Origin of the sequence: Microbacterium hanjuni, assembly GCF_043556395.1 — a bacterium.
Taxonomy (GTDB): Bacteria; Actinomycetota; Actinomycetes; order Actinomycetales; family Microbacteriaceae; genus Microbacterium.
This window is the reverse complement of the sequence record NZ_JBIGIK010000001.1, coordinates 579,976-593,998: the sequence shown is the minus strand read 5'-3', so window position 1 is coordinate 593,998 and position 14,023 is coordinate 579,976. Positions and strand designations below refer to the sequence as shown.

13 protein-coding genes are annotated in these 14,023 nt (G+C 69.0%); 11 read left to right on the top strand and 2 right to left on the bottom strand.

Annotated elements, in window-relative coordinates; translation table 11 throughout:
• Nucleotides 1-49: 49 nt before the first annotated feature.
• The 4 genes from ileS to ndk all read left to right on the top strand — a co-directional run bounded on the left by ileS (nt 50) and on the right by ndk (nt 5,654).
• Entirely contained in the window at nt 50-3,481 is a 3,432-nt protein-coding gene (ileS, locus tag ACFXP5_RS03035; protein WP_394543461.1) for an isoleucine--tRNA ligase, read from the top strand.
• Nucleotides 3,478-4,818 carry a bifunctional folylpolyglutamate synthase/dihydrofolate synthase gene (locus ACFXP5_RS03030; protein WP_394543460.1) on the top strand — a complete coding sequence of 447 codons (1,341 nt, stop codon included), beginning with the start codon at nt 3,478-3,480 and terminating at the stop codon, nt 4,816-4,818. The genes ileS and ACFXP5_RS03030 overlap by 4 nt, the downstream gene beginning before the upstream one ends.
• A gap of 77 nt (nt 4,819-4,895) precedes the next feature.
• Nucleotides 4,896-5,234, top strand: coding sequence for a DUF4233 domain-containing protein (locus ACFXP5_RS03025; protein ID WP_394543459.1), 339 nt, complete (start codon nt 4,896-4,898; stop codon nt 5,232-5,234).
• A 3-nt stretch (nt 5,235-5,237) separates the two neighbouring features.
• Nucleotides 5,238-5,654, top strand: a complete 417-nt coding sequence (gene ndk, locus ACFXP5_RS03020; RefSeq protein ID WP_394543458.1) for a nucleoside-diphosphate kinase — start codon at nt 5,238-5,240, stop codon at nt 5,652-5,654.
• 15 nt (nt 5,655-5,669) lie between these two features.
• On the opposite strand, the gene ACFXP5_RS03015 is transcribed toward ndk, so the two are convergent.
• Nucleotides 5,670-6,272: a vitamin K epoxide reductase family protein gene (locus tag ACFXP5_RS03015; protein ID WP_394543457.1), complete on the bottom strand. Its 603-nt coding sequence runs from the start codon at nt 6,270-6,272 to the stop codon at nt 5,670-5,672.
• A 278-nt stretch (nt 6,273-6,550) separates the two neighbouring features.
• Between ACFXP5_RS03015 and ACFXP5_RS03010 the strand changes: the two genes are divergently transcribed.
• On the top strand, nt 6,551-8,944 hold the full coding sequence (locus tag ACFXP5_RS03010; RefSeq protein ID WP_394543456.1) for an Rne/Rng family ribonuclease: 2,394 nt from the start codon (nt 6,551-6,553) through the stop codon (nt 8,942-8,944).
• 4 nt (nt 8,945-8,948) lie between these two features.
• Here ACFXP5_RS03010 and ACFXP5_RS03005 read toward each other — a convergent pair whose 3' ends face one another.
• Nucleotides 8,949-9,224: a DUF4031 domain-containing protein gene (locus ACFXP5_RS03005; protein WP_394526827.1), complete on the bottom strand. Its 276-nt coding sequence runs from the start codon at nt 9,222-9,224 to the stop codon at nt 8,949-8,951.
• Nucleotides 9,225-9,484: 260 nt separating this feature from the next.
• Here ACFXP5_RS03005 and rplU point away from each other — a divergent pair, with 260 nt between their 5' ends.
• The 6 genes from rplU to ACFXP5_RS02975 all read left to right on the top strand — a co-directional run bounded on the left by rplU (nt 9,485) and on the right by ACFXP5_RS02975 (nt 14,020).
• Nucleotides 9,485-9,793 carry a 50S ribosomal protein L21 gene (gene rplU, locus ACFXP5_RS03000; protein WP_394526825.1) on the top strand — a complete coding sequence of 103 codons (309 nt, stop codon included), beginning with the start codon at nt 9,485-9,487 and terminating at the stop codon, nt 9,791-9,793.
• An 18-nt stretch (nt 9,794-9,811) separates the two neighbouring features.
• Nucleotides 9,812-10,069 (top strand): 50S ribosomal protein L27, encoded by a 258-nt coding sequence (gene rpmA / locus ACFXP5_RS02995; RefSeq protein ID WP_394526824.1) that lies wholly within the window; start codon nt 9,812-9,814, stop codon nt 10,067-10,069.
• An 86-nt stretch (nt 10,070-10,155) separates the two neighbouring features.
• Nucleotides 10,156-11,661, top strand: a complete 1,506-nt coding sequence (obgE, locus tag ACFXP5_RS02990; protein WP_394526823.1) for a GTPase ObgE — start codon at nt 10,156-10,158, stop codon at nt 11,659-11,661.
• Entirely contained in the window at nt 11,658-12,491 is an 834-nt protein-coding gene (gene proB, locus ACFXP5_RS02985) for a glutamate 5-kinase (RefSeq protein ID WP_394543455.1), read from the top strand. The genes obgE and proB overlap by 4 nt, the downstream gene beginning before the upstream one ends.
• On the top strand, nt 12,488-13,747 hold the full coding sequence (locus ACFXP5_RS02980) for a glutamate-5-semialdehyde dehydrogenase (RefSeq protein WP_394543454.1): 1,260 nt from the start codon (nt 12,488-12,490) through the stop codon (nt 13,745-13,747). Before proB ends, ACFXP5_RS02980 begins: the two co-directional genes overlap by 4 nt.
• Nucleotides 13,748-13,801: 54 nt before the next feature.
• The gene (locus ACFXP5_RS02975; protein ID WP_394526818.1) at nt 13,802-14,020 is read left to right on the top strand and encodes a hypothetical protein; all 219 of its coding nucleotides are present in this window, start codon (nt 13,802-13,804) and stop codon (nt 14,018-14,020) included.
• The last annotated feature ends 3 nt before the right edge of the window (nt 14,021-14,023 follow it).

Below are 14,023 nucleotides of genomic sequence, written 5' to 3'. Positions count from 1 at the left end.
CCGCTCGGGTCGTCCTCGCAGGCTGATCTTCCCAACCTGCTGGAGTGACATGACCTATCCCAAGTCCGCGTTCGGCTCCGCCGCCGATGCCTCAAGCCCGACGGCGCCCGTCGCGCCGAGCCCGCGCTTTCCCGCCATCGAAGAGCAGACCCTCGCTTTCTGGGACGCCGACGGCACGTTCCAGGCATCGATCGACCAGCGCGACGGTTCCGAGGAGTGGGTGTTCTACGACGGCCCGCCGTTCGCCAACGGCCTGCCGCACTACGGACACTTGCTGACCGGCTATGCCAAGGACCTCTTCCCCCGCTTCCAGACCATGCGGGGCAAGAAGGTCGAGCGCGTGTTCGGCTGGGACACCCACGGCCTGCCCGCCGAGCTCGAGGCGATGAAGCAGCTCGGCATCACCGAGAAGGTCGACATCGAGCGGATGGGAGTCGCGACCTTCAACGCGAAGGCGCGCGAGTCGGTGCTCGAGTACACCCGCGACTGGCAGGACTACGTCACGCGCCAGGCGCGCTGGGTCGACTTCGACAACGGCTACAAGACGCTCGACACCACGTACATGGAGTCGGTGCTCTGGGCGTTCAAGACGCTGCACGAGAAGGGACTCGCGTACGAGGGCTACCGGGTGCTGCCCTACTGCTGGCGCGACGAGACGCCCCTGTCCAGCCACGAGCTGCGCATGGACGACGACGTCTACAAGACCCGCCAGGACCCCTCGGTCACCGTCACCTTCCCGCTGGTCGGAGCCAAGGCCGAGGCCCTCGGCCTCACCGGCGTGCGGGCGCTCGCGTGGACCACCACGCCGTGGACGCTGCCGACGAACCTCGCGCTCGCCGTCGGCCCGAGCATCCGTTATGTCGTCGTTCCCGCCGGTCCTGCCGGCGCGGCCGACGTGCACCACGATCCGACGGACGGCGATCACGCCGTCGGAGAGCAGCACGACCTGGTCGAATCCGCCGCGCACCGCTACCTCCTCGCCGAGGATCTGCTCGGCGGCTACGCGAAAGACCTCGGATACGAATCGGCCGATGCTGCGCGCGAGGCCGTCGTGCAGACGGTCACCGGAGATGACCTCACGGGCGTTGCCTACGACCGCCTCTTCGACTACTACGCCGATGCCGAGAAGTGGGGCACCCAGGACGCCTGGCACATCCTCGCCGACGACTACGTCACCACCACCGACGGCACCGGCATCGTGCACCAGGCACCCGCCTACGGTGAGGACGACAAGCGCCTCGCCGATGCGGCGGGCCTCCCGACGATCCTCTCGCTCGACGACGGCGGCCGCTTCCTCCCCGACGTCACCGAGGTGGCGGGGGAGTTGTGGCTCGACGCGAACACCCCGCTCATCCGCCTGCTGCGCCAGGCCGGGCGCCTCCTGCGCACCGCCAGCTACGAGCACTCCTACCCGCACTGCTGGCGCTGCCGCAATCCGCTGATCTACAAGGCGGTCTCCAGCTGGTTCATCCGCGTCACCGACGTGAAGGAGCGGATGCTGGAGAACAACGCCGAGATCGCCTGGGTGCCCGAGAACGTCAAGGACGGCCAGTTCGGCAAGTGGCTCGAGGGTGCGCGGGACTGGTCGATCAGCCGCAACCGCTTCTGGGGCTCGCCGATCCCGGTGTGGAAGAGCGACGACCCGGCGTTCCCGCGCCTCGACGTCTACGGGTCGCTCGCCGACATGGAGGCAGACTTCGGCCGCTTGCCGCGCAACACGGAGGGTGAGGTCGACCTGCACCGTCCGTTCATCGACGAGCTGACGCGTCCGAACCCCGACGACCCGAGCGGACGCAGCACGATGCGTCGTGTCGAGGACGTGCTCGACGTCTGGTTCGACTCGGGCTCGATGCCGTTCGCGCAGGTGCACTATCCGTTCGAGAACAGCGAGTGGTTCGACGATCACGCGCCGGCGGACTTCATCGTCGAGTACATCGGTCAGACCCGCGGCTGGTTCTACGTCATGCACGTGCTCTCCACCGCCCTGTTCGACCGCGCCGCGTTCCGGGCGGTGTCCGCACACGGGATCGTGCTGGGCAGCGACGGGCAGAAGATGTCGAAGTCGCTGCGCAACTATCCCGACGTGAGCGAGGTGTTCGACCGCGACGGCTCGGACGCGATGCGCTGGTTCCTCATGTCGAGTTCGGTTCTGCGCGGGGGCAACCTCGTCGTGACGGAAGAGGGCATCCGGGCGGGGGTGCGGGAGTTCCTCCTGCCGCTGTGGAACGCGTGGTACTTCTTCTCGACCTACGCGAACGCCGCGGACAGCTCGGGGTACGACGCGACCTGGCGAACCGATTCCACCGACGTGCTCGACCGCTACATCCTCGCCCTGACCGGCGACCTCGTCCGCGACGTCGCCGCCGACCTCGAGGGTCTGGATTCGACCACGGCCGCCGAGCGCCTGCGGGACTTCGCCGAGGTGCTGACCAACTGGTACATCCGCCGTTCGCGCGACCGGTTTTGGCTGGGCGTCAGCGACGACCCGACCACCACCGAGGCGTTCGACACCCTCTACACGGTGCTCGAAACGGTCACGCGGGTGGCCGCGCCGCTCATCCCGCTGGTGTCCGAGCGCGTCTGGCAGGGACTGACAGGCGGGCGCAGCGTTCACCTGACCGACTGGCCGGACGCCGCCGCTTTCGACGCGTCCGCCGACATCCGAACCGCGATGGACGCTGTGCGCGAGGTCTCGAGCGTCGCCAACGCGCTGCGCAAGAAGCAGGGCAAGCGCGTGCGTCTTCCCCTGCCGCGCCTCACCGTCGTGACTGCCGGAGCAGCAGGCCTGGCCCAGTTCGAAGACATCGTGAAGGACGAACTGAACATCAAGGAGCTCGAGCTCGTCGAGCTCGCCGACGACACTCCGGCCGCCTACGGCATCTCGCACCGCCTCACCGTGAACGCCCGTGCCGCCGGACCGCGTCTGGGCAAGCAGGTGCAGCAGGTCATCCAGGCAGCCCGCGCGGGCGACTGGTCGGAGGTCGACGGTTCCGTGGTCTCCGGCGGTGTCGCCCTGCAGGAGGGGGAGTACGACCTGGTCGTCGAGACCTCCGGACGCCCCGAAGGGGAGGCCCTCGAGGTGCTGGCATCGGGCGGGTTCGTGCTGCTGGACACCACGACGAACGAGGCTCTGGAGGCCGAAGGGCTGGCGCGCGACGTCATCCGCGCGGTCCAGGAGACGCGCAAGGCGGCGGCGTTCGACGTCAGCGATCGCATCCGTCTGGTGCTCTCGTTCCGCTCGGACGACGATGCGGCGGCCGTCGTGTCGGCCTTCGATGTGGCCGATGTCGCCGGCGAGACCCTCGCGAGAGAGGTCTCGGTCGTCACTTCCGACGGCAGCACCTCGCTCGCCCGCGGCACTCTGCGTGCCACTCCGGGCACAGCCTCCGAGCACGAGGCGGAGTACTCCGCCGGCGCCTTCGCCAACGTCGCCCCCTTCACCGTGGCCGTGACGCGTTTGACCGAGAGGAGCGGCGAATGAACGACCGTGAACGAGCGGATGCTGTCTACAGCGCTCTGCTGACCCGTCAGGGTGAGCAGTGGGTGCAGCCGCGGGTGGAGCGCACCCGCCGCGTGCTCGAGCTGCTCGACGACCCGCAGCGCACCTATCGCGTGATCCACGTGACGGGGACGAACGGGAAGACCTCGACCGCCCGCATCATCGAGAGTCTCGTGCGCGCACTGGGGCTCCGGACCGGACTGTTCACGAGTCCTCACCTCACGCGCTTCACCGAACGCATCCTCATCGACGGCGAACCCGTGGCGGATGCCGCCGTCGCAGAGGCGTGGGAGGAGATCGCGCCGTTCGTCGACCTCGTGGACGCGGAACTCGCCGCGGAGGACGACGCGCCCCTGACGTTCTTCGAGCTGCTGACGGTACTGGCCTTCGTGGTGTGCGCCGACGCGCCCGTGGATGTGCTGGTGCTCGAAGTCGGGATGGGCGGATCGTGGGATTCGACGAACACCGCCGACGGCGACGTGGCGGTGTTCACCCCCGTCGCGATGGACCACGCCGATCGCCTCGGCGACACGGTCGTGAAGATCGCGGGGGTGAAGGCGGGCATCATCAAGGACGGCGCCGCCGTCGTCTCGGCCCGGCAGGAGCCCGAAGTCGCCGCCGTCCTGCGAGCGGCGGCCGGCGAGCACTCCGCCACGATCGCCTTCGAGGGTGAGGACTTCGCGCTGACGGCGCAGCGACTGGCCGTCGGCGGTCAGCTGATCGCCGTGCGCGGACTGTCGGGCATGTTCGACGAGGAGTACCTCCCGCTGTACGGATTCCACCAGGGCGCGAACGCCGCCCTCGCGATCGCCGCCGTGGAGTCGCTCTTCGGCAGCCTGTCGGGAGAGGTGGTGACCGACGGACTCGGCGGTGTGACCTCACCCGGCCGATTGCAGCTGATCGGTATCGAACCGACGGTGCTCGTCGACGCGGCGCACAACCCGCACGGCGCTCGGGCGCTCGCGGCGGGCCTCCGCGAATCGTTCGAGTTCGACGAGTGGGGTGTCGTGCTGGGGGTGCTTCAGGAGAAGGACGCCGCCGGCATCGTCGAGGCGATCGCACCGGTCGCCGCGCGCATCTTCGCGACTGCTCCCAACAGCGACCGCGCGGGCGACCCCAACGTGATCGCCGACCTCGCCGAGGAGCGCGACATGACGGTCACGGTGTACCCCAATCTGGAAGAGGCAGCGGACGCCGCCCGCGAGTGGGCGACAGCATCCGACCGTCGTGCCGTGGTGATCGCCGGTTCCGTCGTGCTCGCCGGAGAGGCCATGCGCCTGTCCGACCTCGAGGACTGGAAATCCGGGTGGCAGCAGTGACCACCGCCGAGCGCCCTGGGCGACGTCCGTCGCGCCCGAGGCGCGCCCGGGGGGCCGCCGAGTCGCTCGGATCGATCGTGCTGGGCTTCGAGTCGATCGTGGTGTTCCTGGGCGGACTCGTCGTCTACGGCCTGCGGGTGCTGCCCGCCGGAATCGCCCCGTGGTGGGGGATCGTCGGGGGAACGGCGCTCGCCCTGGCCATGATCGTCACGTCAGGACTGCTGCGCCACCGGTGGGCGATCGGCCTGGGGTGGGCGCTGCAGATCATCCTCGCGCTCGGCGCGTTCCTCGTGACCGCGCTCGCGTTCGTCGCCCTCGTCTTCGGAGGCATGTGGGCGTATGCCACGATCAAGGGGGCGGCACTGGACCGCCGGAACGCTGCACTGGCCGACCCCGGCCCATCGAACGGAGACTGACCCATGGCGACCGAAGAAACCCTTGTCCTCGTGAAGCCCGACGGTGTCGCTCGCGGCCTCACCGGAGCGATCCTCGCCCGCATCGAGGCCAAGGGATACGCCCTCGTCGACATCCGCCTCGCCGAGCCCGACCGTGCGACCCTCGAGGAGCACTACGCCGAGCACGAGGGCAAGCCGTTCTACGAGCCGCTGCTCGATTTCATGCTCTCCGGCCCCTCGGTCGCGATCCGTCTCGCGGGAAACCGCGTCATCGAAGGCTTCCGCTCCCTGGCGGGCACGACCGACCCCACGACGGCGGCACCCGGCACGATCCGGGGCGATTTCGGGCGCGACTGGGGACTGGCCGTCCAGCAGAACCTCGTGCACGGCAGCGACAGCCCCGAGTCGGCCGACCGCGAGTTGGCGATCTGGTTCGCCTGAGCGGCAGCATCCGCTCTATCCGAGAGAACCGATCACGTCGAGGCGCAGCTGCGCGATGACGGCGATCACGACGTAACTGCCGACCGCGAGCAGGGGCAACCAGCCCATGAGCGCTTCGGCGGCGCGGCGGACTCCGGCGCCGACGGGCACGATGCCCGTGCGCAGGACATGCAGCACGACCGCGTAGAACGTGGGGATCGTCACGACCCACGTCACCATGCACCACGGGCAAAGGGTGCCGAGCACGAAGATGCTCTGACCGATCAGCCAGACGACGAACCCGAACGCGCCCGCGGTGCCCAGCGCGAACAGCCACCAGAACCAGCGCGCGAAGCGGGCGCCCGCGAGCAGGGCGACGCCGACCACGATCGGCGCGATCCACGCCGCCAGGCCGATGACCGGGTTGGGGAAGCCGAGCAGGCTGCCCTGCCAGGACCGCAGGTTCGCGCCGCATTGGATGAGCAGACTGAAGTCGCAGGACGCGGAGGCCCCGGGGTCCTCCAGCAGGTGGATGCGCTCCGTCAGGAGGGAGAACGCCGCCCACCATCCGACGACGCCGGCGATCACGAGCCAGACGGCCAGCGCGGTCGGGCGCGGCGATCGGGAAGGAGTGCTCATGCCTCGGATTATGGCACCGGAGCCTTGGGGGAAAATCTGCGTGACGGCCGCGATCGGGGAGCCTGTGCACACGCGCAGCCGGAGAGTGCGATAATGGTCGGTGATGCGCCGCGGCCGCGCCGCACACGCATCACGACAGACTTCGGGCGATGGACGCCCTTGCAGCCCGAGCCTCGGGCCGGCTGCAGACCGTATTGAGTTCGCGGCACGCCGGGTGTGTTGCCGCACGAGATTTCGTCGGGTGACGCGCGGTATCGCCCGCAGGGAGTAAGCCAGTGATGGCCGACGCGACAGATGACAACACGCAAGTTTTCCCCGGCGAGTTCGAGGGGGGAACGCCCGAGCGGCTGACGGCTGAGACGACAGCCGCCGTCGACGCCGAGATCGGGGGCGAATCGGCTGACGTCGATACCGTCGCCGCGCTCGATGCCGAGGATCTCGCCGAGGTCGACGAGGAACGCGCCGTGGCGCTGACGCTCGAGTCCGCGGTCGACGCTGCGGCCGAAACCGCGGCTGAGGGTGACGCGGAAGCGGCCGAGGCGGTCGAGAGCATCGTGGACGCCGTGATCGAGGACGAGCCGACAGCGGATGCTGATTCCGGCCCCCTCACCGCCGTCTCGCTCGGGCTCCTTCCCGAGGTGTTCGTCTCGGCCGTGAGCACTCAGCTGCACTTCTACGCGCCCGCCGTGATTCCGGTCGCCGCCGAGGAGGACGACGCCGCCGAGGTGGAGGAGTCCCCCCGCGAGAGCGTCTCGACGGTGCGTCGTCGCAACCGTCGTCGTGGAGGTTCGGACGCGGACGAGCCCGCGGCAGAGCCGGCCGCGCCGCCGGTTCGGCAACGCGCAGTCGAGTTCATCACGGAGCCGCAGCGCATCAAGGGTTCCACCCGTCTCGAGGCGAAGAAGCAGCGTCGCCGTGACGGGCGCGAAGCCGGACGTCGTCGCCCCGTGGTCACCGAAGCGGAATTCCTCGCCCGCCGCGAGGCGGTCGACCGCGAGATGATCGTGCGCTCCAAGAACGGCCGCGTGCAGATCGCCGTTCTCGAGGACAACGTGCTCGTCGAGCACTACGTCGCTCGCAACCAGGACGCCTCGCTGATCGGCAACGTCTACCTCGGCCGCGTTCAGAACGTGCTGCCCAGCATGGAAGCCGCCTTCGTCGACATCGGCCGCGGCCGCAACGCGGTGCTCTACTCCGGCGAGGTCGATTGGGACGCCGCCGAGACCGGAAACCAGCCCCGGCGCATCGAGCTCGCCCTCAAGTCGGGCGACAAGGTTCTCGTGCAGGTCACCAAGGATCCGATCGGCCACAAGGGTGCTCGTCTGACGAGCCAGATCTCCCTGCCCGGCCGCTACCTCGTCTACGTTCCGGGTGGCGCCATGAACGGCATCTCCCGCAAGCTCCCCGACACCGAGCGGGCGCGTCTGAAGAAGATCCTGAAGGAGGTGCTGCCCGAATCCTCGGGTGTCATCGTCCGCACCGCGGCGGAGGGCGCCACCGAGGATCAGCTGACCCGCGACGTGCAGCGACTCACCGCGCAGTGGGAGCACGTCAGCCGCCAGGTCGAGTCGATCCAGGCGCCCGCGCTGCTGCACTCCGAGCCCGACCTGCTCGTCAAGATCGTGCGTGACGTCTTCAACGAGGACTTCACCAAGATGCTCATCCAGGGTGAGGACGCGCTGCAGACGATCTCGACGTACCTCGCCAGCGTCGCTCCGGACCTGCAGGAGCGGGTGCAGTCCTACGAGGGCGACGGCGACCCCTTCGACGACTACCGCATCACCGAGCAGATCGAGAAGGCGCTCGACCGCAAGGTCTGGTTGCCCTCGGGCGGATCTCTGGTCATCGACCGCACCGAGGCCATGACGGTCGTCGACGTCAACACGGGGAAGTTCGTCGGCTCGGGGGGAAACCTCGAAGAGACCGTCACCAAGAACAACCTCGAGGCGGCCGAAGAGATCGTGCGCCAGCTGCGTCTGCGCGACATCGGCGGCATCATCGTCGTCGACTTCATCGACATGGTGCTCGAGTCCAACCGCGATCTGGTCCTGCGTCGGCTGATCGAGTGCCTCAGCCGCGACCGGACCAAGCACCAGGTCGCCGAAGTCACCTCGCTCGGCCTCGTGCAGATGACGCGTAAGAAGCTGGGTCTCGGTCTGCTGGAGACCTTCAGCGAGGCCTGCGAGGTATGCGCCGGTCGGGGCGTCGTGGTGCACCACGATCCCGTCGTCAAGCACCGCTCCTCGGGAAGCACCAGCAGCGGCAGCAGCGCGCAGAGCGGCCGCCGCTCCCGTGGCGGCAACGCGAACGGCAACTCCTCGCCGCCCACCGCCAACGGTGGCACGCATGTCATCACGGAGGGTGTGAAGTCGGCCCTCGCGCAGATCGCCGCCTCCACCATCCAGCCGTCCGGCGACGAGGCTGCGGCCCCTGTCGTCGAGGCGCCGGTGGAACCGGTGGCCGTCGCCGAACCCGCGAAGAAGCCCCGCAGGAAGCGTGCCGAGCCGGCTGCCAAGACCGCGCCGCGCAACGACAAGGAATCGCTGTTGGACTCCGTGCTGAGCGCCCTGCCGGAGCCGAAGGCCCCCGGACAGGGGCGCTCTCGTCGGCGCGTGTCGACGGCTGCGTTGAGCGGCACGCCGATATCGGCGTCGCCGGTCGACGACGCCTGAGCGCTCAGGTTCGTTCGCGTCTCTCTCGCGCCGTGACACGGAGTCCCGACGCGAGGAGTCTGCGGACGAGCTCGTGGCCGTCGACCGACTCTGCGCCCGCCGCCACCAGCCTCGCGTGCGCCTCATCGGGCACGTCGTAATGGTCGAGGTCGAAAGCGCGACGAGGGATGCCGTTGGCCTGCGCGAAGGCATGAAGTTCGAGCAGGTCGCTGTCACTGACGAGGTGCGCCCAGAGCCGTCCGTGTGCCGGCCACCGGGGGTCGTCGATCAGTACGGCCATGTCGCGATCCTAGGACGCGATCACGGCCGGGAAAGCGCCCGACGCCGGGCGGGGGAGACCCGCCCGCGACACGCCCGTGGTGTCCTTTTGCCAGGTGGCCCGGCATCAGGTAGCATTTCCCTTTGGTGCGTTCGTGCCCAAGCCCCCCGATGAAGCCGGAAACGGCCAGCGCCGGGCTAAGCGGAACACGGACAGAGTCACCACGATTTCCGTCATCAGACAAACCGGAGCAGCATGCTCCCGAACGAAACAGGTGTGAAGTGGTTTACGCAGTAGTGCGCGCCGGTGGCCGCCAGGAAAAGGTGGAGGTCGGCACGATCGTCGTCCTCGACCGTCTCGCCGCGTCCGTGGGCGACCAGGTGCAGCTTCCCGCCGTGCTCCTCGTCGACGGCGACGCTGTCACGACCGACGCCGAAAAGCTCGCGAGCGTCAGCGTCACCGCTGAGGTTCTCGGTGAGCTGCGCGGTCCGAAGATCGTGATCCAGAAGTTCAAGAACAAGACCGGCTACAAGAAGCGCCAGGGACACCGTCAGGACCTCACGCGCGTCAAGGTCACCGGCATCAAGTAAAGCCAGGGAGACGCAGAGATGGCACATAAAAAGGGCGCAAGCTCCACTCGTAACGGTCGCGACTCCAACGCCCAGCGCCTCGGCGTGAAGCGCTTCGGCGGTCAGGTCGTCCTCGCCGGCGAGATCATCGTCCGCCAGCGCGGAACGCACTTCCACCCGGGCGCGAACGTCGGCCGCGGTGGCGACGACACGCTGTTCGCCCTCTCGGCCGGAGCGGTCGAGTTCGGCCGCAAGGGTGGCCGCAAGGTCGTCAACATCGTCGCGGCTGCGGAGTAATCCGAGTCCCGACACGGTTTTCGGAGGGGGCGGGCATATGCCCGCCCCCTCCCTTGTTTTCATCCAGCACGAAAGGAACGCAGCTCATGGTCACGTTCGTCGATCGCGTCACCCTGCACCTGAGTGCCGGCAAGGGCGGCAACGGCTGCGTCTCGGTCAAGCGCGAGAAGTTCAAGCCCCTCGCGGGCCCCGACGGGGGTAACGGCGGGCACGGCGGCGACGTCGTGCTGATCGCCGATCCTCAGGTCACCACCCTGCTGTCGTACCACCATTCACCGCACCGCACCGCGCAGAACGGCGGCTTCGGTATGGGAGATCACCGTTCCGGCGCTGCCGGCGAGGCTGTGGAGCTGCCGGTGCCCGTCGGCACCGTCGTCAAAGACGTCGACGGCGAGACCATCGTGGACATGATCACCCCGGGCATGCGGTTCGTCGCCGCGCAGGGCGGCCTCGGCGGACTCGGCAACGCCACTCTGGCGTCGCCGAAGCGCAAGGCCCCCGGCTTCGCTCTCCTCGGGACCCCCGGGTGGGCGGGCGATCTCGTTCTCGAACTGAAGACCGTCGCCGACATCGCCCTGGTCGGCTTCCCGTCTGCGGGGAAATCGAGCCTCATCGCCGCCGTCTCGGCTGCTCGGCCCAAGATCGCGGATTACCCCTTCACGACCCTGCACCCCAACCTCGGCGTCGTGCAGTCGGGCGAGGTGCGCTACACGATCGCCGACGTTCCCGGTCTCGTCGAGGGTGCGAGCGAGGGCCGCGGTCTCGGCCTGGAGTTCCTGCGTCACGTCGAGCGCTGCACGGCGCTCGTGCACGTGCTCGATTGCGCCACGCTCGATCCTGGTCGCGATCCGATCTCCGACCTCGACGTGATCCTGGCCGAGCTCGCGGCCTACCCGGTGCCCGAGGGCCAGATCCCGCTGCTCGATCGCCCGCAGGTCATCGCGCTGAACAAGATCGACGTGCCGGAGGCGAAGGAGCTGGCCGACCTCGTGCGCCCCGAACTCGAAGCGCGGGGATACCCGGTCTTCGAGATCTCGACCGTGAGTCGGGCGGGACTGCGAGAACTGACCTTCGCGCTCGGCGACATCGTCGAGCAGCATCGCATCGCCCTCGCCGCGGCCCCCGTGCAGGAGCGCATCGTCATCCGACCGCGCGGTTCCGAGAAGGAGTTCACCGTGCGTGTCGAGGGCGGCACCTACGGCGACGTCTATCGGGTCATCGGCGAGAAGCCGGTGCGTTGGGTGCAGCAGACCGACTTCCAGAACGAAGAGGCCGTCGGCTACCTCGCGGACCGTCTCGAGCGCCTCGGCGTGGAGACCGCGCTGTACCGCGCCGGCGCGACCGCCGGCGCGACGGTCGTCATCGGCGAGGGCGACGGGATCATCTTCGACTGGCACCCCACCATGACATCGGCGGCCGAGTTGATGACCGCGCCTCGCGGTACCGACCCGCGGCTCGATCTCAACCCGCGTCGCACCACGGATCAGCGTCGCGAGCGCTACCACGAGCGGATGGACGCCCGGGCCGACGCCCGCGCGCAGAACGAGGCCGAACGCCGCGCTCTCCGCGAGACGGAGGACGAGGGGGCATGACCGCCCTGAGTCGCGCCGACCTTCCCGGGGCCGGCCGCGTCGTGGTGAAGGTGGGCTCGTCATCGATCAGCGGTGACGGCGCGCATCGCATCGACACCATCGTGGATGCTCTGGCCGATGCCACAGCAGCGGGGACGGAGATCGTCCTCGTCTCCTCCGGAGCGATCGCCACGGCGCTGCCGCTGCTCGACCTCGGCGGTCGCCCCAATGATCTCGCGACGCAGCAGGCGGCAGCTGCCGTGGGTCAGGCTGTGCTGATGTGGCGCTATCAAACCGCGCTCGATCGCCACGGGCTGCTCGCGGGACAGGTGCTGCTCACCGCGGGCGACCTGGAGAACCCGACGCCGCGCTCGAATGCACGCCGCGCGATGGAACGGCTGCTGGGTCTTCGCATCCTCCCCATCGTCAACGAGAACGACACGGTCGCCACCCACGAGATCCGTTTCGGTGACAACGACCGACTCGCCGCCCTTGTCGCGCAGCTCGTGGGCGCCGACGCGCTGATCCTCTTGAGCGACATCGAGTGCCTGTACACCCGACCCCCGGGTGAGCCCGGCGCGCGTCCGATCGAGACCGTCGACTACGGCGACGATCTCGGCGGGTACGAGTTCGGCACCGTCGTCGTCAACAGTGTCGGCACCGGGGGAGCGGCGACCAAGGTGTCCGCCGCCCGGGTGGCCGCAGCATCCGGAGTCGGCGTGCTCGTGACGAGCGCCGATCGGGTGGGCGACGCTCTGCGAGGAGCGGAGATCGGCACCTGGTTCTCGCCCAACCCGGAGGCGCGTCCGGACACGGGTACGATCCGAGCCGTCGATACACTGACCCGATGAGCGCAACGACAGATCTCGCCAGAGAGCGGATGCTGCACGCCAAGGACGCATCGCGGTCGATCGGGCTGTTGAGCAACGCCGAGAAGACGTCCGTGCTCGAAGCCATCGCCGAGCGGATCACGAGTGATACCGCCGACATCGTGGCGGCGAACGCGGAGGATCTCGAGCGAGGCCGCATAGCCGACATCGGCGACGCCCTGCTCGATCGGCTGCGCCTGGACACAGCCCGTGTCGCCGCTCTCGCCGCAGCCGTGCGCGAGGTGGCCGAGCTGCCCGATCCGGTCGGACGCGTGCTCGACGAGCGTGTTCTGGGCAACGGGCTGATGCTGACGAAGCTCTCGGTGCCGTTCGGGGTCGTCGGCGCGATCTACGAGGCCCGCCCCAACGTCACGGTCGACATCGCCGCACTCGCTCTGCGCTCGGGAAACGCGGTCGTGCTGCGCGGGGGTACGGCCGCCGAGCGGACCAACGCGGCGCTGGTGCGTTCGATGCGGGCCGCCCTCGCAGCGAACGGCGTCGACCCCGAGGCCATCCAGACGGTCGACGACCTCGGGCGAGAGGGCGCGAAGGCGCTCATGCAGGCCCGCGGGCTCGTGGACGTGCTCGTTCCGCGGGGGAGTGCCCAGCTCATCGAGACCGTCGTCACCGAATCGCTCGTGCCCGTCATCGAGACCGGGGCGGGAATCGTGCACATCGTGTTGGACGCCACCGCACGGGCCGACTGGGCGAGCGAGATCATCGTCAACGCGAAGGCGCAGCGTCCGAGCGTCTGCAACGCCGTCGAGACGGTGCTCGTGCACCAGGAAGCGGCCGAGCGGGTCCTGCCGGCCGTGCTCAGCGCTCTCACCGACGCCGGTGTCACCGTGCACGGAGACGAACGCGTCGCCGCTTTCGACGCTGCCGTCGTGCCGGCGACCGAGGCGGACTGGGCGACGGAGTACCTGAGCCTCGACCTCGCCGTCCGGGTCGTGGACGACCTCGACGAGGCGCTTTCGCACATCCGCCAGTACTCCACGCAGCACACCGAGTCGATCATCACCGAAGATGCGCACAGCGCTGAACGCTTCCTTGCTGAAGTCGATTCGGCCGTGGTCATGGTCAACGCCTCGACCCGGTTCACCGACGGAGGCGAGTTCGGCTTCGGCGCGGAGGTCGGTATCTCCACGCAGAAGCTGCACGCGCGGGGCCCCATGGGTCTCGCGGAGCTCACGACGAGCAAGTGGCTGGCGCGCGGTAACGGGCAGACCCGCGCCTGACCGCCTAAACTTGACCTCGCGCACTCCTCCGCGCGACCCCGAACAGGAGCTCCGATGACCACCGCCACGCTGATCGCGTTCGCCGCCGAAGAAGCCGAACACGGCAACGTCGCCCTGGAGACCGTCGGTTTCGGACTCATCGCCCTGGCCGTGTTCGCCGCTCTCGGTCTCGTGACGCTGTCCTACCGCAACGTCGCCAACCGTCACGCGCACAAGGCGGAGGCCTACGCCCGCACGCACCCCGCTCCGACGCGCGAGGGGCACGGCCACTGAGGC